The sequence below is a fragment of the Mycobacterium sp. E2462 genome, assembly GCF_001672685.1.
Taxonomy (GTDB): domain Bacteria; phylum Actinomycetota; class Actinomycetes; order Mycobacteriales; family Mycobacteriaceae; genus Mycobacterium.
On record NZ_LZKC01000011.1, the window covers coordinates 19,488 to 39,686 of the forward strand.

The 20,199-nt window shown below is 70.7% G+C and carries 24 protein-coding genes and 1 pseudogene; 8 read left to right on the forward strand and 17 right to left on the reverse strand.

All coding sequences use genetic code 11. From position 1 onward, the window contains the following. Positions 1-7 precede the first annotated feature (7 nt). The 11 genes and pseudogenes from A5714_RS00380 to A5714_RS00430 form a co-directional block, all read right to left on the reverse strand. Complete coding sequence (locus A5714_RS00380) at positions 8-607, reverse strand: TetR/AcrR family transcriptional regulator (RefSeq protein WP_197502897.1); 600 nt, start codon at positions 605-607, stop codon at positions 8-10. 35 nt (positions 608-642) lie between these two features. Next, entirely contained in the window at positions 643-1,080 is a 438-nt protein-coding gene (locus A5714_RS00385) for a nitroreductase family deazaflavin-dependent oxidoreductase (protein WP_068281719.1), read from the reverse strand. 31 nt (positions 1,081-1,111) lie between these two features. Beyond that, on the reverse strand, positions 1,112-1,831 hold the full coding sequence (locus A5714_RS00390) for an SDR family NAD(P)-dependent oxidoreductase (protein WP_068281789.1): 720 nt from the start codon (positions 1,829-1,831) through the stop codon (positions 1,112-1,114). Between the two features lie 128 nt (positions 1,832-1,959). Beyond that, entirely contained in the window at positions 1,960-2,985 is a 1,026-nt protein-coding gene (locus A5714_RS00395) for an NUDIX domain-containing protein (RefSeq protein WP_068281721.1), read from the reverse strand. Further along, positions 2,985-4,109, reverse strand: a complete 1,125-nt coding sequence (locus tag A5714_RS00400) for a glycosyltransferase family 4 protein (protein ID WP_068281723.1) — start codon at positions 4,107-4,109, stop codon at positions 2,985-2,987. Before A5714_RS00400 ends, A5714_RS00395 begins: the two co-directional genes overlap by 1 nt. After that, a complete protein-coding gene (locus A5714_RS00405; protein ID WP_068281725.1) occupies positions 4,109-5,026 on the reverse strand; it encodes a phosphatidylinositol mannoside acyltransferase in 918 nt (305 codons plus the stop codon). The genes A5714_RS00400 and A5714_RS00405 overlap by 1 nt, the downstream gene beginning before the upstream one ends. Further along, positions 5,025-5,670, reverse strand: a pseudogene (gene pgsA / locus A5714_RS00410) (phosphatidylinositol phosphate synthase); the annotation flags it as partial. The gene A5714_RS00405 and the pseudogene pgsA, both read right to left, overlap by 2 nt. Before the next feature lie 13 nt (positions 5,671-5,683). Beyond that, a complete protein-coding gene (locus A5714_RS00415) occupies positions 5,684-6,259 on the reverse strand; it encodes an HIT domain-containing protein (protein ID WP_068281791.1) in 576 nt (191 codons plus the stop codon). Further along, positions 6,252-8,309 carry a threonine--tRNA ligase gene (thrS, locus tag A5714_RS00420; RefSeq protein WP_068281727.1) on the reverse strand — a complete coding sequence of 686 codons (2,058 nt, stop codon included), beginning with the start codon at positions 8,307-8,309 and terminating at the stop codon, positions 6,252-6,254. The genes A5714_RS00415 and thrS overlap by 8 nt, the downstream gene beginning before the upstream one ends. Before the next feature lie 64 nt (positions 8,310-8,373). Next, positions 8,374-8,997, reverse strand: a complete 624-nt coding sequence (locus A5714_RS00425) for a PaaI family thioesterase (protein WP_068281793.1) — start codon at positions 8,995-8,997, stop codon at positions 8,374-8,376. A 42-nt stretch (positions 8,998-9,039) separates the two neighbouring features. Beyond that, complete coding sequence (locus A5714_RS00430) at positions 9,040-9,924, reverse strand: aldo/keto reductase (protein WP_068281729.1); 885 nt, start codon at positions 9,922-9,924, stop codon at positions 9,040-9,042. A 58-nt stretch (positions 9,925-9,982) separates the two neighbouring features. On the opposite strand from A5714_RS00430, the gene A5714_RS00435 reads away from it, so the two are divergent. Continuing rightward, positions 9,983-10,483, forward strand: coding sequence for a DUF1990 family protein (locus A5714_RS00435; protein WP_068281731.1), 501 nt, complete (start codon positions 9,983-9,985; stop codon positions 10,481-10,483). Here A5714_RS00435 and A5714_RS00440 read toward each other — a convergent pair. The 4 genes from A5714_RS00440 to A5714_RS00455 are packed head-to-tail and all read right to left on the reverse strand — an operon-like array spanning position 10,465 to position 12,897. Continuing rightward, entirely contained in the window at positions 10,465-11,418 is a 954-nt protein-coding gene (locus tag A5714_RS00440) for a nitronate monooxygenase family protein (protein WP_068281733.1), read from the reverse strand. The two genes, A5714_RS00435 and A5714_RS00440, sit on opposite strands and share 19 nt — an antisense overlap. A gap of 3 nt (positions 11,419-11,421) precedes the next feature. After that, positions 11,422-11,766 (reverse strand): cupin domain-containing protein, encoded by a 345-nt coding sequence (locus A5714_RS00445; RefSeq protein ID WP_068281735.1) that lies wholly within the window; start codon positions 11,764-11,766, stop codon positions 11,422-11,424. Between the two features lie 28 nt (positions 11,767-11,794). After that, positions 11,795-12,220, reverse strand: a complete 426-nt coding sequence (locus A5714_RS00450) for a hypothetical protein (protein ID WP_068281737.1) — start codon at positions 12,218-12,220, stop codon at positions 11,795-11,797. Further along, complete coding sequence (locus A5714_RS00455) at positions 12,217-12,897, reverse strand: metalloregulator ArsR/SmtB family transcription factor (protein WP_068281739.1); 681 nt, start codon at positions 12,895-12,897, stop codon at positions 12,217-12,219. Before A5714_RS00455 ends, A5714_RS00450 begins: the two co-directional genes overlap by 4 nt. 333 nt (positions 12,898-13,230) lie before the next feature. On the opposite strand from A5714_RS00455, the gene A5714_RS00460 reads away from it, so the two are divergent. From A5714_RS00460 to A5714_RS00490, 7 genes are all read left to right on the forward strand, one after another. Then, a complete protein-coding gene (locus tag A5714_RS00460; RefSeq protein ID WP_197502818.1) occupies positions 13,231-13,443 on the forward strand; it encodes a hypothetical protein in 213 nt (70 codons plus the stop codon). 110 nt (positions 13,444-13,553) lie between these two features. After that, positions 13,554-13,853 (forward strand): hypothetical protein, encoded by a 300-nt coding sequence (locus tag A5714_RS00465; RefSeq protein ID WP_068069688.1) that lies wholly within the window; start codon positions 13,554-13,556, stop codon positions 13,851-13,853. 128 nt (positions 13,854-13,981) lie between these two features. Further along, positions 13,982-14,629, forward strand: coding sequence for a TetR/AcrR family transcriptional regulator (locus A5714_RS00470; RefSeq protein ID WP_068069690.1), 648 nt, complete (start codon positions 13,982-13,984; stop codon positions 14,627-14,629). Positions 14,630-14,936: 307 nt separating this feature from the next. After that, positions 14,937-15,746 carry an SGNH/GDSL hydrolase family protein gene (locus A5714_RS00475; protein ID WP_082959490.1) on the forward strand — a complete coding sequence of 270 codons (810 nt, stop codon included), beginning with the start codon at positions 14,937-14,939 and terminating at the stop codon, positions 15,744-15,746. 36 nt (positions 15,747-15,782) lie between these two features. Further along, complete coding sequence (locus A5714_RS00480) at positions 15,783-16,454, forward strand: DedA family protein (protein ID WP_068069692.1); 672 nt, start codon at positions 15,783-15,785, stop codon at positions 16,452-16,454. A gap of 392 nt (positions 16,455-16,846) precedes the next feature. Continuing rightward, the gene (locus A5714_RS00485) at positions 16,847-17,281 is read left to right on the forward strand and encodes an anti-sigma factor antagonist (RefSeq protein WP_068069694.1); all 435 of its coding nucleotides are present in this window, start codon (positions 16,847-16,849) and stop codon (positions 17,279-17,281) included. Positions 17,282-17,316: 35 nt separating this feature from the next. Next, entirely contained in the window at positions 17,317-18,405 is a 1,089-nt protein-coding gene (locus A5714_RS00490; protein WP_068281741.1) for a glutamate--cysteine ligase, read from the forward strand. On the opposite strand, the gene A5714_RS00495 is transcribed toward A5714_RS00490, so the two are convergent. Together A5714_RS00495 and A5714_RS00500 are read right to left on the reverse strand one after the other, a co-directional pair. Beyond that, positions 18,406-19,176: a sulfite exporter TauE/SafE family protein gene (locus A5714_RS00495; protein WP_369829405.1), complete on the reverse strand. Its 771-nt coding sequence runs from the start codon at positions 19,174-19,176 to the stop codon at positions 18,406-18,408. It abuts the gene before it with no gap. A 74-nt stretch (positions 19,177-19,250) separates the two neighbouring features. Beyond that, complete coding sequence (locus A5714_RS00500) at positions 19,251-20,192, reverse strand: catalase family peroxidase (RefSeq protein WP_068281745.1); 942 nt, start codon at positions 20,190-20,192, stop codon at positions 19,251-19,253. Between the last annotated feature and the right edge of the window lie 7 nt (positions 20,193-20,199).

A 20,199-nucleotide genomic window follows, 5' to 3' on the forward strand; every position in this document is an offset into this window, starting at 1 on the left:
TCGGCGCTCAGCGCAGGGCGGCGTCCAGCAGCGCTTCGGCGGCGCTGCGGGCCGCCGCCGCGGCTTGCAGGTCGCGGTCCAGTTGCGCGCTGAGCCCCGCGCCGTCGTAGAGCAACTGCAGCTGACGCCCCAGCTCGTCGGGGCTCCTCGCCCCGGCCTGGCGGGCGAGATCGGTGAACAGCTCGCGGACGTCGTCGCGAAACCCGTCCGCGGCTTGCCGAATCGCGCCGCCGTCGGGGGCCTCGGCGCTGGCCGTGACGAAAGCGCAGCCGCGAAAGCCGGGGGCGGCGAACCCGTCGGCCTGCGCGTCGAAGACGGCGAGCAGGCGCTCCCGCGCGTCGTCGTGGCGCCCGATCGCGCGCCGCAGCTCGGCCAAGGTGGCTTGGTGCCGACCGTCGAGATAGGCCCGCACCAAGTTCTCCTTGCTGCCGAAGGTGTTATACAGCGACGCCTTGGCGACCCCCGCACGCTCGATCACGCGGTCGATGCCGACGGTTTGCACGCCCTCGGCGTAGAACAGATCGTCGGCGGCGGCCAGGAGCCGATCGCGCGCCGATCCCCGGTTGACGCGGCGGTCGCCGTCGGGCGCAGTCTCGGACACGCTCACCTGCCCCTCCTCTCCTGTAGACAGCTCTGTCTACTTTACGCCGCCGTGGGCTCCAGGACGACGATGGGAATCTCCCGCGCGCCGGCGTGGGCGCGGTACCCGGGGAAATGCGGCCAGTGCCGCTCGGCGACGGCCCACAGCCGGGCCTTCTCGTCGCCGAACGCCTCGCGGGCGCGCAACGCGTGCGTGACCGGGCCGTCTTGCAACCAAACGTCGGGGTTGGCTGTCAGGTTGCGGTACCACGCGGGATGCGTGGCAGCACCCGCGTTGGATGCCACCACCACGTAGGCGGCGCCGTGCGGGATGCGCATCAGCGGGGTCTTGCGCAGTGCACCGCTGCGGGCGCCGACGGTGGTCAGGATGACCACCGGGCGGCCTTCCATCGTGCCGCCATCGACGCCGTCACTGGCCTCGTAACGGGCGACGTGATCGCGGATGCGTTCGGTCGGGCTGGGCAGATAGCTGTCGGTCATGGCTGTTGATTCCCCTCCGTTGTCGGGAGCGCTAGATGGCCGTGCGGCCGCCGTCGACGGGCAGCACCGCGCCGGTGATGTAGCTGGCCTTGTCCGACGCCAGGAACGCGATGGCCTGGGCGATCTCCTCCGGTTGGGCGGCGCGGCCCAGCAGCGTGGTGCCGCCCAGGTTGGTGATGAGTTCCTCGGTGGCGCCGCCGGTGTAGGCGGGCCCGGGCGCGACCGTGTTAACGCGCACGCCGGCCGGGCTGTACTCGGCGGCCCAGGCGCGGCTCATCGCGGTCAGTGCGGCTTTCGTCGCGCCGTAGGCCGCGGCGCCGGGCAGGCCGACATGGCCGGCCATGCTGTCGACGCTGACGATGCTGCCGTGGCCGCGCTCGGCCATGCCGGGTGCGAGCGCAGCGACCAGTCGGTAGGCGCCACGCACGTTGGCGGCGAACAACTCGTCGAAAGTGGCGTCGTCGAGTTGGTCGGTCGGGCCGAACCAGGAGAACCCGGCGTTGTTGACCAGCACGTCGACGTCGCCGGTTGCGGCGGCCAGCGCCGCGACTCCGGCCGGGTCGGACAGGTCGGCGGCGACGAATCGCGCCCGCCCGCCGCGCTCGGTGATGGCGGTGACGGTGTCGGCGCCACGGCTGACGTCGCGGCCGTGCACGATCACCTCGAAACCGTCGTCCGCCAGCGCGAGCGCCGCGGCACGCCCGATTCCCGACGTCGCCCCGGTGACCAGAGCCTTGGATCGATTCTCCATCACGAACCTCACTATCTGAGTAGACCTGTCTGTCTAGCTGATGGTAAGGACCATAGACAGACCGGTCTACTCATGACAAGGCCCGGGGGCTGTGAGCTGCGCCACCCACCCGCGGCCGAGCCCGCCAGTCAGCGGATCGACAACACCGGGCCGGGGGTACGGCCGCCGGCGAGGGCGGCGGCCTCGGGCAGCAACCCGGACAGCTGCAGGGGGTACACCGTCTCCCCCGCGGCGACCAGTGCGACGATGTCGGCCGCATCGCACCAGCGGTGGCCGTGGATGTAGCTGCGCTCGAGGTGGGTGCGGCCGGTGCCGGACGGTTCGAAGCGCCGGGTGCGGTAGACGAAGTAGAACTCCTCGCTGTCGATCAGCGAGCCGTTGAATTCGAAGACCTCGTCGCGCCGCCACACCGGCCCCACCAGGTCGGCGGGCGCAACCCGCAGGCCGGTCTCCTCGGCGAGTTCCCGAGCGGCGGCCTCGGCCAACCGCTCCCCCTCCTGGACCTCCCCGCCCACGGTGAACCACCACTTCGGCGCGTGCCGGTCGGCCAGCGCCGGGTCTGACCCGCGCAGCAGTAGCACCGCGCCGGCGTCGTCGAGCAGGACGACGCGCGCGGAGGTGCGGTGGTTGAGCACGCCGGGGTCGCCGTGGGCCAGCGCGTGCGGTCGCTCGACGATCTCGAAGTAGCTGGGCAGCGCGGCGGTCCCCCCGAGCCGCAACAGCCGCACAAAGCGCCGCTCGGCCAGCGCCAGGGTGTCGCGCACCGCGTCGTTGTGGAAGCGGCGGGCCAACACCACGCGGGCCTCGGCGTCGGCCAGCTCGGCGATCAACCCGGCCGGCAGCGACGCCGGATTCACCACGGCCAACGCGGCGGACAGCTCGTTCTCGGCGCCCTCCCGCGCGCTTCGCTGCGCCCCCTCGGCGGCGTCGGCCAGCGCCGCAAGCCGCCGGCCCTCCGAGGCACCGCCGTAGGCATCGATCGCCACCGCCCGCGCCACCACCGCGCGCCGGGCCAGCGCACCGTCAAGCGCCTGCCAGGACAGGTCGTAGCGCACGTGCAGCCGGTCCAGGCGGTTCGCGGTCCGGTACGCCCAGGCGCCCAACACCGCCAGCGTAGCGACCAGCGCGATGATGGCGACGATCAGCCATGTCATCAGCTGGCCACCTCGACCTTGGCGCCGGACGCGGCGACCGTCTCGTACACCCGCATGATCTGGCTGGCCACCACCGACCAGTCATAGCGCTGGACGGCCCGCGACCCGGCCGTCGCGTACCGCTCCCGCAGCACGTCGCTGCCTAGCACGGCGATCACGGCGTCGGCCAGCGCGGCGCTGTCGCCCACCGGCACCAGCGCCCCCGCCTCCCCGTCGCGCAGCACGCGGCGGAAGGCGTCCAGGTCACTGGCCACCACGGGGGTGCCGGCCGCCATGGCCTCGACCAGGACGATGCCGAAGCTCTCGCCCCCGATGTTGGGCGCGCAGTAGACGTCGGCGCTGCGCATCGCCGACGCCTTGCCCGCGTCGTCGACCTGGCCGAGGAACCGCAGGTGTCGCGCCAGCGCGCCGGCCTGGGCGCGCAGCTGGTCCTCGTCGCCGCGGCCGACGATCAGCAGCTGCACGTCCTCGTACTGTTCGACGATCCGGGGCAGCGCGTCCAGCAGCACCGCCATGCCCTTGCGCGGCTCGTCGAAACGCCCCAGGAACAACACCGTCTTGCCGGGCCGCGGGTAGCCGTGCAGGCGCGGGGCGGCGGCGAACGAGGCGACGTCGACGCCGTTGGGAATCTCGACGGCGTCGGTGCCCAGCGCCTCCATCTGCCAGCGCCGGGCCAGGTCGGAGACCGCGATGCGGCCGATGATCTTCTCGTGCATGGGCCGCAAGATGCCCTGGAACACCGACAACGTCAGCGATTTTGTGGTCGAGGTGTGAAACGTCGCCACGATCGGCCCCTCGGCGATGTTCAGCGCCAGCATCGACAGGCTCGGCGCGTTCGGCTCGTGCAGGTGCAGGACGTCGAAATCCCCGTCGGCGAGCCATTTCTTGACCTTGCGGTGGGTCGCCGGCCCGAAGCGCAGCCGCGCCACCGAGCCGTTGTAGGGAATGGGCACGGCCCGCCCGCCGGACACGACGTAGTCCGGCAGCGTGGTGTGCGGCGAGAACGGCGCGAGCACGCTGACCTGGTGCCCGCGGCCGCGCATCACCTCCGCCAGCTGCAGCACGTGCGACTGCACCCCGCCCGGCACGTCGAACGAGTAGGGGCACACCATGCCGATGCGCATCAGGTGGCCCGGAGCCGGGCCTGTCTGGCCTCGGACAGGTCGGCCAGCCACTGCGGCTGCATCATGTGCCAGTCCTCGGGATGGGCGGCGATGTTGGCGGCGAACCGGTCGGCGAGCGCCTGCGTGATGGCGCCGACGTCGCCGCTGCTGGTGTCCAGGGGCGGGAACACCTCGAAACCCCACCCGGGCCCGTCGAACCAGCAGTGCACCGGAAGCAGGGCGGCCCCGGTGGCGACCGCCAGCTTCGCCGGTCCGGCCGGCATCCGGGTGGCCTCGCCGAAGAAGTCGACCTGCACCCCGGTGCGGGTGAGGTCGCGGTCGGCCATCAGACACACCAGCCCGTTGGCGCGCAGCCGGTCGCACAGGACGTCGAAGGGCGGCCGGTCCCCTCCCGACAGCGGTAACACCTCGAAGCCCAGGGTCTCGCGATAGCGGACGAACCGCCGGTACAGCGATTCGGGTTGCAGGCGTTCGGCCACGGTGGCGAAGGTCCCGCGGGTCTGGGTGAACCACACCCCGGCCATGTCCCAGTTGCCGCTGTGCGGCAGCGCGCAGATCGCCCCGCCTCCCGCGGCCAGCGCGGCGTCCAGGTTGTCGGCGCCGCGGAACGCCGCATCGAGTTCGCCGGCCAACTCGCCCAGGTTCATCGACGGCAGGCGAAACGCCTCCCGCCAGTACCGGCCGTAGGACGCCAGCGACTCGCGCATCAACGCGTCGGGCACCTCGGCCGGCGAGACGCCGGTGACGCGGGCCAGGTTCTTGCGCAGCTGCGCCGGCCCCCCGCGGCGGGCGGCGTAGTGCGCCCCGGTGTCGAAGGCGGTGCGCGCGGCGAACTCCGGCAACGCGCGCACGGCCATCCACCCGGCCGCGTACGTCCAGTCGGTCGCGGTGCGGGTCAGCCGCTCGGGCAGGATCACGGCTGCCCCGTCCGGGGCAGCGGTCCGGCGGCCTGCGGCGACTTCTTCACCGCGTACAACCGCTGGCCGCAGGTGAGCACGCTGGCCACCGCCAGCAGCCACATCGCGACCGGCAGCGCCGGCGGCCAGGCGACGAACGGAAAGTCGGACACGCCCGCGCCGGTCAGCACGATGATCAACCGCTCGGGGCGCTCGATCAGGCCGCCGTCGCCACGCAGGCCGCTGGCTTCGGCCCGGGCCTTGATGTAGGAGATCACCTGCGAGGTGACCAGGCAGATCAGGGTCGCCGCCGCCAGCGGCTTGTCGTGGGCGGTGAACACGATCCACCACAGCAGCCCGCAGAACACGGCGCCGTCGCTGACCCGGTCACAGGTGGCGTCGAGCACCGCGCCGAACCGGGTGCCGCCGCCACGCTCGCGGGCCATCGCCCCGTCGAGCATGTCGAACACCACGAAGAACCACACCACGCACGCCCCGGCGAACAGCTTGCCCAGCGGGAACAGCGTGAGCGACGCCGCGACGCACGCGGCGGTGCCCAGCAGGGTGACGCTGTCGGGGGTCAGCCCGAGGCGCAGGGCCGCCCGCGCCGTGGGGGCCGTGAGCCGCGCAAAGGCCGCCCGGGACAGAAACGGCGCCTTGCTCATCGGGCGGCGCTCCTCATGGCTGGTTGGTCCACTCCGTCGCCAGCAGCCGGCGGGTCTCGCGCAGCAACTGCGGGATCACCTTCGAGCCGCCGACGATGGTGATGAAGTTCGCGTCGCCGCCCCATCGCGGGACCACGTGCACATGCAGGTGCTCGGCCAGCGAGCCGCCCGCCGAGGAGCCCAGGTTCAGCCCGACGTTGAAGCCGTGCGGCCGCGACACGTTCTTGATCACGCGGATCGCCTTCTGAATGAACGCCATCAGCTCGGCGCTCTCCGCGTCGGTGAGGTCTTCGAGCTCCGAAACCCGCCGGTACGGCACCACCATCAGGTGGCCGGGGTTGTAGGGGTAGAGGTTGAGCACCGCGTAGACCAGCTCGCCGCGGGCGACCACCAGGCCGTCCTCGTCGGACAGGTGCGGGATGTCGCTGAACGGCTCGTCGGGCTTGCCCCCGGGGTCGCGCTTCATCGGCGACTCGGCCAGGTACGTCATGCGGTACGGCGTCCACAAGCGCTGCAGGTGATCACGCTCGCCGACGCCCGTGTCGAGGATGGCGTCGTCGACGCCGTCGGCCTTTCCGGGGTCACTCACCACTGGACACCTTCACGAGTTCGGCTGTGGGAACGGCGTTTTCACGGTCGGCGATCCACTTGACGATGGCGTCGACGGCGCTGTCGCGGGGCACCCCGTTGATCTGGGTGCGGTCACCGAACCGGAAGCTCACCGCGCCGGCCTGCACGTCGCGGTCGCCGGCGAGCAGCATGAACGGCACCTTCTGCGCGGTGTGGTGCACGATCTTCTTGGCCATCCGGTCGTCGCTGCCGTCCACCTCGACCCGCACGCCGTGCGCCTTGAGTTGCGCGGCAACGCTTTCCAGGTAGGGCAGGTGCTCGTCGGCGACGGGGATCCCGACGGCCTGTACCGGGGCCAGCCACGCCGGGAACGCCCCGGCGTAGTGCTCGGTGAGGATGCCGAAGAACCGCTCGATCGACCCGAACAGCGCGCGGTGGATCATCACGGGCCGTTGCCGGGTGCCGTCCGGGGCGGTGTACTCCAGCGCGAAGCGCTCCGGAAAGTTGAAGTCCAGCTGAATGGTGGACATCTGCCAGGTGCGGCCCAACGCGTCCTTGACCTGCACCGAGATCTTCGGGCCGTAGAAGGCCGCCCCGCCCGGGTCGGGCACCAGGTCCAGGCCGGACTCGGCGCCGACTTCCGCGAGCACGCTGGTGGCCTCCTCCCAGACGTCGTCGGAGCCGACGAACTTCTCGGGATCCTTGGTCGACAGCTCCAAATAGAAGTCGGTGAGGCCGTAGTCGCTGAGCAGGTCCAGGACGAAGCGCAGCAGCGAGCGCAGCTCGTCGCGCATCTGGTCGCGGGTGCAGAAGATGTGGGCGTCGTCCATGGTGAGGCCGCGGACCCGGGTCAGGCCGTGGATGACGCCGGACTTCTCCAGGCGGTAGACCGTGCCGAACTCGAAGAGCCGCAACGGCAATTCGCGGTAGGAGCGGCCGCGTGTCCGGAAGATCAGGCAGTGCATGGGGCAGTTCATCGGCTTGAGGTAGTAGTCCTGCCCCGGCTTGCGCAGCGACCCGTCCTCGTTGTACTCGGCGTCGAGGTGCATCGGGGGGAACATGCCGTCGGCGTACCAGTCCAGGTGCCCCGAGGTGTGAAACAGCTGCGCCTTGGTGATGTGCGGGGTGTTGACGAACTCGTAGCCCGCCCGCTCGTGCTGGCGCCGCGAGTAGTTTTCCAGCTCCCGGCGCACGATGCCGCCCTTGGGGTGGAAAACGGCCAGCCCCGAACCGATCTCGTCGGGGAAGCTGAACAGGTCGAGTTCCACGCCGAGCTTGCGGTGGTCGCGACGCTGCGCCTCTTCGATAAGTTCGAGGTGCTTGTCCAGGGCCTCTTGGGATTCCCAGGCGGTGCCGTAGATGCGCTGCAGGCTCGCGTTGCGCTGGTCGCCGCGCCAGTACGCGGCCGAGCTGCGGGTGAGCTTGAACGCCGGGATGTGCTTGGTCGTGGGGATGTGCGGGCCACGGCACAGGTCACCCCAAACCCGTTCCCGCGTGCGGGGATTGAGGTTGTCGTAGGCCGTCAGCTCGTCGCCGCCGACCTCCATCACGTCCGGGTCGCCGGACTTGTCGTCGACCAGCTCCAGCTTGTACGGCTCGGCCGAAAGTTCTTGACGGGCCTGATCTTTGGACTCGTAGACGCGGCGGGAGAACAGCTGGCCCTCTTTGACGATCTGGCGCATCCGCTTTTCCAGCTTGTCGAGGTCCTCGGGGGTGAACGGCTCCGCCACGTCGAAGTCGTAATAGAAGCCGTCGGTGATGGGCGGCCCGATGCCGAGCTTGGCGTGCGGGAACAGCTGCTGGACGGCCTGGGCCAGCACGTGGGCGGCCGAGTGCCGGATCACGCTGCGGCCGTCGTCGGTGTTGGCGGCCACGGGCACGACGTCGGCGTCGGCGTCGGGCACCCAGCTCAGGTCGCGCAGTTTGCCGTCGCCGTCGCGCACCACCACGACCGCGTCGGGGGTGCCGCGCCGCGGCAGCCCGGCGTCTGCCACCGCCGCGCCCGCGGTGGTCCCGGCGGCCACCCGAATCGGGGCGGTTGCGGGGACGGGGTCGGCGGGGGCGCTCATGGGTGGGGTTCTCCGTTGTTCTCGGGTCTGACGATCGCTGCCATGCTATCGGGGCCGAGGCGCCTCAGGGCTGGCCAGGTTTGAGGCGCACGAACAGCGCCTCGGCTTCCGTCAGCAGGGTGTCACCGTCGGTCAACCGGCCGGACACGAAGATCTTGCGGCCGTCCACCCGGTCCACGCCGGCGTCGAACTGCAATTCGGTCTGGATCGGCACGATGTGCCGGTAGTCGATCTTGAGGTAGGCGGTGCGCTGGTAGGGGCCGCCGGTGAGCACCGAGGACGTCAGCCCGAGCACGCTGTCGAACAGCAGGCCCAGGAAGCCGCCGTGCACGGCGCCGTTGCGGCCCAGGTGGTAGCGCGCGAAGCGCGCCTGGCCCTGGATGCGGCCCTCGTCGGTCTTGCGGGCTGTCATGGGAATGGTCTGGATGTTGCCGCGCATCGGCAGGTCCATCCGGCGCCCCGACGGCGAATTCCATTCGTCGGCCACGAACGGGCTCAGCAGCGCCGACGCCTTCTCCAGGAGGTCGGCGGCCTCGGTGAACACCTCGTCCGGGGCGTCCGCGCCGCGCGCCAGGTCCTGCAGCGAACGCACCGCGTCGACGAACCTGCCGTAGTCCGGGCCGCCCTTGGTGGTCGGTTCCGGCGGGTTGAACCCGCCGCCGGGATGCTGCTGCTGTGCGCCGGCCATCACCACACCGTATTGCCCGGCGTGCCCGCCTGCGCGCGGTGGTTAGACCGTCTGTTGACCCCCGGCCGCGGAGAGGGTCTCGAACTCCTCGTCGGACAGCGTGATCTCGGCGGCGGCGACGTTCTCCTCCAGGTGCGCGACCTTCGACGTGCCGGGGATCGGCAGCATCACCGGGGAGCGTTTCAGCAGCCACGCGAGCGCCAGCTGCGACGGCGTCGCGTGGTGGTCGGCGGCGATGCGCTGCAACGGCCCGTCGGCGGCCGCCAGCGGTCCGGCGGCCAGCGGGAACCATGGGATGAAACCGACGCCACGCTCGGTCGCCGCGTCCAGCAGCGGCTCGGCGCCCCGCGCGGACAGGTTGTACATGTTCTGCACCGAGACGATCTCGGTGATCTCCTGGGCGGCGTCGAGCTGCTCGACGCCGATCTCGGAGAGCCCGATGTGGCGGATCTTGCCCTCGTTCTTCAGCGTGAGCAGCTCGCCGACCTGGTCGGCCAGCGGGAAATTCTTGTCGATCCGGTGCAGCTGGAACAGGTCGATGGTGTCCACGCCGAGCCGGCGCAGGCTCATCTCGCATTCCTGGCGCAGGTAACTGGGGTTACCCAACGGCACCCACACGTCCGGGCCGGTGCGCAGCAACCCCGCCTTGGTGGCGATCACCAGGCCGTCGTAGGGATGCAGCGCCTCGCGGATGATCTCCTCGGACACGTACGGGCCGTAGGAATCGGCGGTGTCGAAGAAGTTGACGCCGAGTTCGACGGCGCGCCGCAGCACCCGCACGCATTCGTCACGGTCGTCCGGCGGGCCCCAGACACCCTTGGCGGTCAGGCGCATGGCGCCGAAGCCGAGTCGGTTGACGGTCAGATCACCACCGAGCGTGAACGTTCCGGACGCTTCGGCAACGGTTTTCGAGTTCTGTGCGGTCACAATGTTAAACGGTACGCGCCGGGCGCCGCGTGCACAGCGCCCGTGGCAAGCTGAACGGGTGGATCTGGCAGCGCTTGAAGAACTTGCGTTGACCTACGCCGAGGTGGGCGCGACCGCGTCGGGCGACCGGCCCGCCGGCTACGGTCACCTGCACGTACAGGCCCAGATCGGCACCGGCCGCGCACGTTTCGAGCGGGCCGCCGACGCGGTGCTGCACTGGGGCATGCAGCGCGGCGCCGGGCTGCGGGTGCAGGCGAGCTCGGACGTGGTGGCGGTGGATGCCGTGGTGGTGGTGCGGATGGGCTTTTTGCCCGCTCCCTGCCGCGTGGTGTACGTCGTCGACGAGCCCGACCTCCGCGGGTTCGGCTATGGCACGCTGCCCGGCCACCCGGAGTCCGGCGAGGAACGCTTCGTCGTGCGCTACGAGCCGGACACATCGGCGGTGTTCGCGGAGGTGTCGTCGTTCTCGCGGCCCGCGGCGTGGTGGAGCAAGGCGGGCGGCCCGCTGGTGTCGCTGACCCAGCGCGTCATCGCCAAGCGCTACTTGCGCGCGGTCTGACCCCAACGGCTCAGCAATTGCTCAGCGCCCGAACACATTTCGTCGATCACCTCGGCGACCGACGCGTCGTCGCGGATCATGCCCACCCCCTGGCCGGCGTCCACGGGGGCCACCCGACGATCGTCGGCGGCGATCGAGGCCGCCAGTTCCTCGCGGGCCTGCGCGTCCAAGGTGTCCTCGTGGCCCGTCCAGCGCTCGACGAAGTCGTTGGTCAACACCCGTGACGGAAAATGGGCGGGCCACGGCCGGTCCTGCGCGACGTCGAAGGCCCGGGTGACCGTGGTATCGGTGGCGCGCGCCGCGATCAGCGCGCGGCGGCTGGCGTCCCCGGAGAGCGCCTCCGGGCAGGCGGCCAGGCGGGTTCCCACCCACGCCCCGCTCGCCCCGGCCGCGAGCACCGCGGCCAGGCTGCGCGCCGAGGCGATGCCGCCACCGGCGAGCACGGGCACCGTCACGGCGTCGAGCACGGCGTCCAGCAGTGGCAGCGTGGCCAGCCTGGTCTCGCCGTGACCGCCGCCCGCGGCGCCCCGGGCGACCAGGATGTCGACGCCGGCGTCGACGGCCCGGCGCGCCCCACTGCCGTCGTAAACCTGTGTGACGGTGGGGATTCCGGCGTCGTGCGCCTTGCCCACCCAGGACCAGTCCGTGCCGAAGCTCACCGACAGCAGCGCCGGCCGGGCGGCCAGGGCGTCCTCCAGCAGGCCCGCCTCGTTGCGCATCACCCAGTCGACCAGGCCGATGCCGAAGGTGCCCCGCACGTGTTGCAGCTGGGTCCGCAGCAGTTCCCTGGTGGCGACGCTGCCCATGCCGACCATGCCCAGCCCGCCGGCCGCGGTGACCGCGGCGGCCAGGCGTCCGCCGGCGACCCCGCCCATCGGGGCGTTGAGAATCGGCGCGCGCAGCCCGAACGCGCGTGACCAGTCGGTGCCGAGCATCGCCTAGTGCGCCTGCGGGAGAGTTTTGAGCACGGTCAGCAGGATCACCGAGTCCTCGACCGCGTGCAGGGCGTGCCGGGCGGTGGGGAGGGCGACGTAATCCCCCGTTCTGCCGTCCCAGGCGTCGGCGCCGGCGGTCACCCGGACGTGACCGGACAGCACCTGCAGGGTCGCCTCGCCGGGGCTGTCGTGTTCGGACAGGTCGTGGCCGCCGAGCAGGGCGAGCACGGTCTGCCGCAGTTCGTTGGTGTGGCCGCCGTGGATGGTGTGCGCTGCGCGGCCGCTGTGCGCTTGCCGGGCCTCGGCGAGCTTCTCGGCGGCGAGCGCGGTGAGCGAGACGGATTCCATGGCGCAGTCCTTTGCGATCGGCGGCCGGTCAGCCGGCGATTAGCAGTATCCCCGCCGCCACAAGCGCGACGACTTTGACCGCCTCCAGGCCGATGTAGGCGTAGTGGGCGCGCGAGCGCGGCCCGTCACGGCCGGCGAGCACCGCGTCCGAGCGGCGCGTCAACCGGGGCCGCACCGCCACCAACTGGACGGCCAGCGCGGCGGCGGCGGCGCCGACCGCCACGACCGCGCCCGTCGGGGTGGGGCCGGCCGCCGCGATCGCGCCGACGACGAGCGCGAAGACCACCTCGACGGCGTTGAGCGCGCGGAAGACCAGCCGCCCGATGCCGAGCCCGATCTGCAGCGTCACGCCCGGCGCCCGGAACTTCAGCGGCGCCTCCAGGAACGAGATGGCCAGCACCATGCCGAGCCAGACGAACGTCAGCGCCGCGGCGATGGCCGGTCCGCGGGTCACCGGGCCGGCTGCAGCAGGGTCAGGTGGGCCAGGCACAGGTCGGGCTCCGCGAACGGCTCGAGTGCGTCCACCGACAGCGGCGCTCCCATGCTCTCGACGGTGCCCTGCATGAGGCCGAGGTGCACGGGGCAGATGACGCTGGTGCGGTTCTCGGCCAGCTCGAGGAACGGGCAGTGCCGCAGGCCGAGCTGATGTCCGCCCTCGCCGATGCGGTGCTCGGGGGCGAAGCCGAGGTCGTCGAGCACGTCGATGAGGTGCTCGATGGCCTCGTCGGCGGTGGCCGGGGCATCGGGCGACGACGGCAACGCCACCTCCGTCTTGCGCGCCCAGGCCCGGCCCGCGGCGCGGGCCTTGGCGCCCGGGTCCGGTTCGGCCGCGAAGGCCGCGGCCAGGACCTCGGCAAGCAGCCGGTAGTGGCGTGTCCCGCCGCGATCCATCTGCCGCACGGCGCGGAACATCAACGGCGGGCGACCGGGCCCCTTGCGTTCCAACTCGACGTGCTCGACCTGGCCGTCCGCGACCAGGCTTTCCAGGTGAAAGCGCACGGTGTTGGGGTGCACATCGAGTACCTCGGCGATCGCGACGATGCTCATCGGGGCCGACGACCCGCGCAGCACGCGCAATACCTTGCGGCGGCGGCCGACGGACTCCCCGGTGGACGGGTCGTGGGCACTCACGGGACTTCACGCTCCTCGGTCGTCACGCTCCCTCACGTGAGGCGGCACTCGGCTGAGCGGCCCGGCAGCGTTATCTCCAGAGTGCCTCATGGTCCGGCCGCGGTGCGCGCGTGGCGGGCATGTTCGGACCGGCCGCCACCGCCGGCGACACCGGCCGCGCGGACTGCGAATCGCGATCGTGGACAGCACCTTTGAACTGCGGCAACGACTTTGGCTCCGTTCCGCAATCCGTGCGTTACGAAATAGTGACGTCCGCAGACGTAACTTGGCTGCGGTGAGTTGCGGGGTGAACAAAGGAGCTTGACGGCCATGGGTGTTAACCCACCGTTGTTGATGACCGATTCGGACCTGGACGCGTTGGCTGAGGAGTTTCTGGATTCGCACTACCTCGGTGCGACCTACGCCGACTGGTCCCCGGATCGACGGTTGGACACGTTCCTGCGCCGCCGGGGGCTCGCCCGGGTGGCCGACAACGGGGACCTGTCGCACACCGTGTTGGAACGCATCATGGCCCAGTCGGGCCGCGCCTCGTTGACGCGGCGTTAATTGGCTCGGCGATTCAACTGCGAAATTAGGTTGGCGAGTGCGATGATGAAACAGCTTGTCGAGCTGGGGCGGTGGTCACGCACATCGCTGTGGCTGATGGGGAGGCGACCATGAATTCGCTTAAGTGGCGGCAACATTGGGTAGCGCGTAGGCCGATGACGACCACGATCTATCAACTGACCGACCGGTTGCGCAACGACCACATCGCGCTGGTGCCCGCGCACCAGATCACGGCGACGGTGTCGGCGTGGCTGGCCGAGTTGGGCGTCGACAGCCCGCTGGTCGACGAGCTGGAACGGGCGGTGTGCGCCGGCGACTGGGCCGCGGCGCACGCCCTGGGCGAGTGCCTGTCGATCGAGATCGTTGCGGCCGACCGGGAGCTGACCCCCACCGGCGACGCGGACACCTGACGCATATCGGCGCCCGCCGTCGAATTCGGGGTGGGCGCGCAGCAAAACGCTGCTCTTAATCAGCAATATCGCTGGTTTTCATCGATCGTTTCGGTGTCGTAAATCGACGTGCCCATACAGTAACGGGCGTGTCCGACGTGCCGACACAGACCAGATATGCGCACGCCTCGCGGGCCAGGCGGTCCTCGGCGCACGCCGGTGACGACCGGGAGCAGGCCATTTTGGCGACCGCCGAGCGACTGCTGCAGGAACGGCCGCTGGCGGATTTCTCCGTCGACGACCTAGCAAAGGGCGCGGGCATTTCGCGGCCCACCTTCTATTTTTATTTCCGTTCCAAGAACGCGGTGCTGCTGTCGCTGCTCGACCAGATGAACACCAAGGCGCAGACGGCGCTGCGGTCGTGGGGCGCCATCCCGGCCGACGACCCGGCGGCCGCCTGGCGCGCCCGCATCGAGTCGTTTTTCGAGGTGTCGGGCGCGCACCGCGCGGTCGCGGTCGCCGGCGCGGCGGCCACGGCGACCAACCCCGAGGTACGCCAGCTGTGGGCGGCCCTGATGCAGAAGTGGACCTACCACACCACCGTGGCGATCAAGGCCGAGCGCGGCCGCGGCGTGGCTCCCGCGACGGTACCGGCGGAGGACCTGTCGGTGGCGCTGAACATGCTGAGCGAGCGGGTGATGGCCGCAACCTTCACCGGCGAGGAGCAGGCGATTCCCGAGGACCGGGTGATCGACGCGCTGCTGCACGTCTGGCTGGCCAGCATTTATCAGCGCTGAGCCGTAATGGCTTGCGGCGCCGAGCTTTACACGGCGCGGACCAGGGCGGTAACGGCCGACCCGACGCGGGCCGTGATGCCCACCCCGAGGGCCCGCGACACCAAGCGCGAGGCGCGCACGACCCCGCCTCGGGTTGGCCGGGCAGCAGGCGCTGCCCCCGCTGGTAGCGCTGCCGGGCCGATCAGGTGCCCGGGAGCTGTGAAGTGCACAACTGCCGGGGCTCCCGCCGTGCTCAACGACGCTGATCGACGGCCGCGGGGCGTTGTGTGCCATCACTGCGGACGCCGAACCTACTATTGTCGGCTTCGTGCACGGCGCTATTCACGCTGGATATCACCGTTACGTCGCCATCGGTGACAGCCAGACCGAGGGCCTGTGGGACGGCGACGACACCGTCGGCCTGCTCGGGTTCGCCGACCGTCTCGCGGTGATGGTCGACTCGCTCTACCCGGGGCTGCAGTACGCCAACCTTGCGATTCGCGGCAAACGGATCGGCCACGTCCTCACCGAGCAGGTGCCCCCGGCGCTGGCGATGCAGCCGGACCTCATCACCGTCTGCGCGGGCATGAACGACGTCATCCAGCCCGGGCGGTCGTTCGGCCCCGCCCTGGCGGACCTGGAACGCGTCTACGCCGCGCTGGCCCAATCCGGCGCCACGGTGGTGACGACCACCTTCCCCAACGTCGCGCAGTTCCTCCCGCTCGGCCGACTGGTGTCCGGGCGCCTGACCCGGATCAACGCGGCGATCCGCGGAGCCGCCGAGCGCTACGGGTTCGCCCTGGTCGACCTGTACAACGCGCCCTCGATGCGCGAGCTGGACACCTGGGCCATCGACCGGGTGCACGCGTCCACCAAGGGGCACATGCTGTTCGCGGCGGCGGCCGCGGAAGCCCTCAATCTGCCTGAGAGCAACCACGATTGGGCTCAGCCGGGCCTCCGACCCACCCAGCGTTCCTTCGCGGCAGGCACCTACGAGCAGCTGCGCTGGACGCAGGCGAGTTTCTTCCCTTGGATCTGGCGCCGGTTGCGCGGGTTGTCGTCCTACGACGGGCGCGCACCGAAACGACCGCGCCTGGAAGACCTGCGCGCGCCCAGCGAATTCCGACGCAGCCTTTAGGCCGCGGATCGGGTCACGGTCAGGCATCCTTGACGCATGGACGTGGAGGCCTTGCTGCACTCGATCCCGCCCCTTGCGGTCTACCTGGTGGTCGGCGGTGTGGTGGGGGTCGAGAGCCTGGGCATCCCGCTGCCGGGCGAGATCGTGCTGGTGACGGCGGCGCTGATGTCGTCGCATCACGACCTGGCCGTCAACCCGGTCGGCGTCGGCGCCGCGGCCGTGCTGGGCGCGGTGATCGGGGACTCGATCGGCTATTCGGTGGGGCGCCGCTTCGGTATGCCGCTGTTCGACCGGCTCGGCCGGCGATTCCCCCGCCACTTCGGCCCCGGGCACGTCGCGCTGGCCGAGAAACTGTTCAGTCGGTGGGGTTCGCGCGCCGTCTTCTTCGGCCGCTTCATCGCGCTGCTGCGGATCTTCGCCGGGCCGCTGGCGGGGGCTTTGAAGATGCACTACCCGCGGTTCCTCACGGCGAACGTCTCGGGCGCCGTCTGCTGGGCGGGCGGCACCACGGCGCTGGTGTACTTCGCCGGCATGGCCGCCGAGCGCTGGCTGGAGCGGTTCTCCTGGATCGGGCTGCTGATCGCCGTGGTACTCGGGGGCACGGCGGCGATCCTGTTGCGCGAGCGCACCTCCCGGATGGTCGCCGAACTGGAGGCCGAACACCACCGCAAGGCCGCCGCGCCGGACGCGGTGTCGGAGAGCGGCTAGCCGAGCGATCGCGGAAAACCCGCACCGCTTTTTTGCTCAGGCGGCGGCCAGAATTATTTTGCTAAACGGGCGAATATCGCGGGCGAAAGACCATATTGCGTCGCGAAAAGACACAGCCCACGACGCGCCGGCCCGTCGCCTCCACGACGGTGTTGCCGCGCCGACCGCCTCCCGTTCGCCGAGGTCAGGGGCCGTCAGCCGCGGGTGACCGGCGGGTGTCGCACGCTGGGATATTCACACGGCAAGACTTACAAAACTCTTAGGTCGAAACGTATGGACAGACGACCCCGGCGCGTTATAGAAAAGAGATTCGCACTCGCGAAATAGTCTGTCTTCAGACAATAGGACGGGCATCCATCGCGGCGGTTCGGACGCCGATTAGGGAGTCCACCATGAGTTCAATTATTGCCGAACCCCTAGGCCCTCGCGTCTCGCTGAGCAGCAAGCTGGTCTACGAACTGGGCGACCCCCACAGCACCCTGCGCGCCACCACCGACCGCCGCGGCCCGGCGGTGCTGATTTACGCCGGCGGCGAGGTCGACGCCTGCAACGAGGAGACCTGGCGGCACCTGGTGAGCGAGGCGGCCGCCGTGGTCGCCGCGCCCGGACCCCTGGTGGTGGACGTCAGCGGCCTGGACTTCATGGGTTGCTGCGCGTTCGCCGTCCTCGCCGAGCAGGCGAAGCGTTGCCGGGAGCGCGGCGTCGAATTGCGGCTGGTGAGCCTCGACCAGTTCGTCGCGCGAGTCGTCGACGCATGCGGCCTCGGCCGCACACTGCCGGTTTATCCGACGGTCGATTCCGCGCTCGCCGCGGCCGCGCGCTGGTAATCGGGTGACGTTCTGCGAGTTGATCTTTCGACCGCATGAGTGACCTTCCGACGATCGGCGCAGAAGAAGAGTTCCTGGTTGTCGATCCCGACAGCGGCGAACCCGTTCCGCGCAACGCCGACGTGGCCGCGCAGGCCGAGCGCCGCGGCGTCGAGCTGCAGCGCGAACTGAGCAGCTGCCAGGTGGAGACCACCTCCAGCGTGGTCGCGACCGCCTCGGAACTGCGCGAGGAGTTGACGCGGTTGCGCCGCACCGCGGCGCAGGCAGCCGAGGCGGCGGGGGTGCGGCTGCTGGCCTCCGGGTTGCCGCCGGTGACGCCGCGAGAATTCCCGGTCACCGACACCCCGCGCTATCAGCGCATCGGCGCCGAATTCGGGATGGTCGCCCACGAGCAGGGCATCTGCGGATGCCACGTTCATGTGCAGGTTCCCGACCGCCCGGCCGCCATCCACGTGAGCAACTGGCTGCGGCCGTGGCTCCCATATTTGCTTGCACTTAGCGCCAATTCGCCGCTGTACCGCAACGCCGACAGCGGATTTGCGAGCTGGCGCAGCATTTTATGGCGACGCTGGCCGGCCGCGGGTCCGCCGCCCTACTTCGCCTCGCCGGACGAGTACGACCGCGCGGTCGCCATGCTGGTCGACGCGCGGGTGATCCTGGACAAGGGCATGGTCTATTGGGACGTGCGCCCGTCGGCCGACTTCCCCACCGTCGAGGTCCGGGTGGCCGACGTGCCGGCAACCGTCGACGAGACGGTCCTGCTCGCCACCTTGATCCGGGCGCTGGTGATGACGGCCCTGCAGGCCCGCGACGACGACGCGGCCCGGTTGCCGCCGGGCGCGCTGCGGGCCGCCTACTGGAAGGCGGCGCACGACGGATTGGCCGGCGATGCGCTGGATCTCATCCACGGCCGGGGCGCCGTGCCGGCGCGGCAGCAGTTGGACGTGCTGGTGCACCGGGTGCGTCCAGCGCTCGAGGCGCTCGGCGAGTATGACCACGTCGTCGACACGCTGGACCGCGTCGCGGCCCGCGGCAACGGGGCGATGCGCCAGTTGCGGGCTTGGCGCAAACGGGGCGACGTCGCCGACGTCGTCGCCGAGGTGGCGGCCGCGACGCTGAGCTGATCAGGCCACTGAGAGCAAACGGTACAACCCGATCAGCCCCACCACCACGATGGTCGCGCGCAGCGCATTGCCCGACAACCGTCGGCCGTAGCGCGCCCCGATCAGCCCGCCGACCAACGATCCCGCCGCGATCAGCCCGGCGACGGGCCAGTTGATCCGGTGGAACGCGACCAGCGTATAGGCTACGGCGGCAACCACATTCACGACGAGCGCCAGCAGGTTCTTGGCCGCGTTGGTGCGCTGCACGGATTCGGGCAGCAGCGCGGCCATGACACCGACCAGCAAAATCCCCTGCCCGGCGGTGAAGTAGCCGCCGTAGACGCCGACGGCGAAGGTGCCGAAAACCAGTAGGGCCATCCGGCCCCGGCTGACGTGCTCGGGTGAGCGGCCCGCCACCTCGGCGCGCCGAACCGTCCACGCCTGGATCCGCGGCCCCAGCACCACCAGCACCAGGGCCAGCACCATGAGCGCGGGGACGACGTCGACGAACACCTTCTCGGGCAGGTGCAGCAGCAGGTAGGCGCCCACGACGGCGCCGAGCAACGACGCCGGGAGTTGCCACCGCAGCCGCCGCCACTGCCCGCTCAGCTCCGCGCGGTAGCCCCAGGTGCCCGACACGCTGCCGGCGACCAGACCGGTCGCGTTCGACATGGTGGCCGTCACCGGCGGGTAGCCCAGCGCCACCAGCGTCGGGAAGGTGATGAGGGTGCCGGAGCCGACCAGCGCGTTGATGGCGCCGGCACCGAGCCCGGCCAGGCAGATCAGCAACATATGCAGAGGCGCCACAGGAGAAAAACCCTACCCTGCGGCCGATTTCGATCGAGTCGCCTCCCGTGAGACCGTGGTCACACAGGCGGCGCTTCGGCGCCGCGGTCCACCCCGGTGCGCAGCTTCACCGATGCGGAGTACGCGAGCGAGCGAAACCGCAGCACGGGATCGTCGGAGGGTTCGATGCCGTCGGTCACCCGCATCGGGTCGAACACCACGATGTCGTTGCCGCGCTCGCGTTCGGTGTCGCGTCCGATGATCTCCAGCGTGCCGACGGTGACCACCTGGCTGCTCTGCCAGGCGGCCGATGGGTCGACCGTCGAATCGCCGGGGCCGGCGATCTGCACCCGGTACTCGAAGCGCACCGGCCCGGTGGCCAGCCGCTCGTCCAGCTCCTCGGTGAGGAAGTCCGCGTCCTCGCGTCGCGCCGCGTCGTCGGGCGGCCGGGCCGCGGTGGGGGCCGGAACCAGGTGGTAGCGAACGAACCTCGCGCTGCCGTCGGCGGCCAGCCAGCGGTAGGCGTGCAGGCCGTGGTACTCGACGGTCGCATAACTCGCCGGCACCCGGTTGGCCTCGCGCACCCCCGGCAACGCGCCGAGCGTGCGCGGGTGGGTTAGGAAATACTTGGCGAGCCGCAGCGGTGTCGTGACGCCGGGTCGCATGGCCTTGAGCAGGTCGACGAAGCCGTCGGGCGTGCTGGAGACGAACAGTTTGGCGGTCTGCGTCGACACGTCGGTGGTCTTGCCGTCGGGCAAGCGGAACTTCACGGCCATGCCGCGCACGCCGGGCGCCCCGTCGCGCTGTTTGGGATTGCCCGAACCGTTGGAGAAGCGGACCAGCGCCGGCACCGGCGAGCCGTCCAGATGCGTTGCGCGGGAGAGCATCCGGGCGTCACGGGTCGGGGTGAACGTGCCGCGGTACAGGGTGCCCTTGGCGTGCAGCGCCCGCGATCCCGGCTGCGCTCCCCCGGTGCCCCGGATGGCCTCGATCGCGTCGTCGGGCGTCAGTTGCGCGTTCATGGCCGAA

Excerpts from the sequence above, each read along its gene's own strand:
- A5714_RS00385 (WP_068281719.1), bottom strand. The coding sequence starts at position 1,080 with ATGACCGACAGCTATCTGCCCAGCCCGACCGAACGCATCCGCGATCAC.
- A5714_RS00390 (WP_068281789.1), bottom strand. The coding sequence starts at position 1,831 with ATGGAGAATCGATCCAAGGCTCTGGTCACCGGGGCGACGTCGGGAATC.
- A5714_RS00395 (WP_068281721.1), bottom strand. The coding sequence starts at position 2,985 with ATGACATGGCTGATCGTCGCCATCATCGCGCTGGTCGCTACGCTGGCG.
- A5714_RS00400 (WP_068281723.1), bottom strand. The coding sequence starts at position 4,109 with ATGCGCATCGGCATGGTGTGCCCCTACTCGTTCGACGTGCCGGGCGGG.
- thrS (WP_068281727.1), bottom strand. The coding sequence starts at position 8,309 with ATGAGCGCCCCCGCCGACCCCGTCCCCGCAACCGCCCCGATTCGGGTG.
- A5714_RS00425 (WP_068281793.1), bottom strand. The coding sequence starts at position 8,997 with ATGGCCGGCGCACAGCAGCAGCATCCCGGCGGCGGGTTCAACCCGCCG.
- A5714_RS00440 (WP_068281733.1), bottom strand. The coding sequence starts at position 11,418 with ATGCTCGGCACCGACTGGTCACGCGCGTTCGGGCTGCGCGCGCCGATT.
- A5714_RS00445 (WP_068281735.1), bottom strand. The coding sequence starts at position 11,766 with ATGGAATCCGTCTCGCTCACCGCGCTCGCCGCCGAGAAGCTCGCCGAG.
- A5714_RS00460 (WP_197502818.1), top strand. The coding sequence starts at position 13,231 with ATGACCGATTCGGACCTGGACGCGTTGGCTGAGGAGTTTCTGGATTCG.
- A5714_RS00465 (WP_068069688.1), top strand. The coding sequence starts at position 13,554 with ATGAATTCGCTTAAGTGGCGGCAACATTGGGTAGCGCGTAGGCCGATG.
- A5714_RS00480 (WP_068069692.1), top strand. The coding sequence starts at position 15,783 with ATGGACGTGGAGGCCTTGCTGCACTCGATCCCGCCCCTTGCGGTCTAC.
- A5714_RS00485 (WP_068069694.1), top strand. The coding sequence starts at position 16,847 with ATGAGTTCAATTATTGCCGAACCCCTAGGCCCTCGCGTCTCGCTGAGC.
- A5714_RS00490 (WP_068281741.1), top strand. The coding sequence starts at position 17,317 with ATGAGTGACCTTCCGACGATCGGCGCAGAAGAAGAGTTCCTGGTTGTC.
- A5714_RS00495 (WP_369829405.1), bottom strand. The coding sequence starts at position 19,176 with ATGTTGCTGATCTGCCTGGCCGGGCTCGGTGCCGGCGCCATCAACGCG.
- A5714_RS00500 (WP_068281745.1), bottom strand. The coding sequence starts at position 20,192 with ATGAACGCGCAACTGACGCCCGACGACGCGATCGAGGCCATCCGGGGC.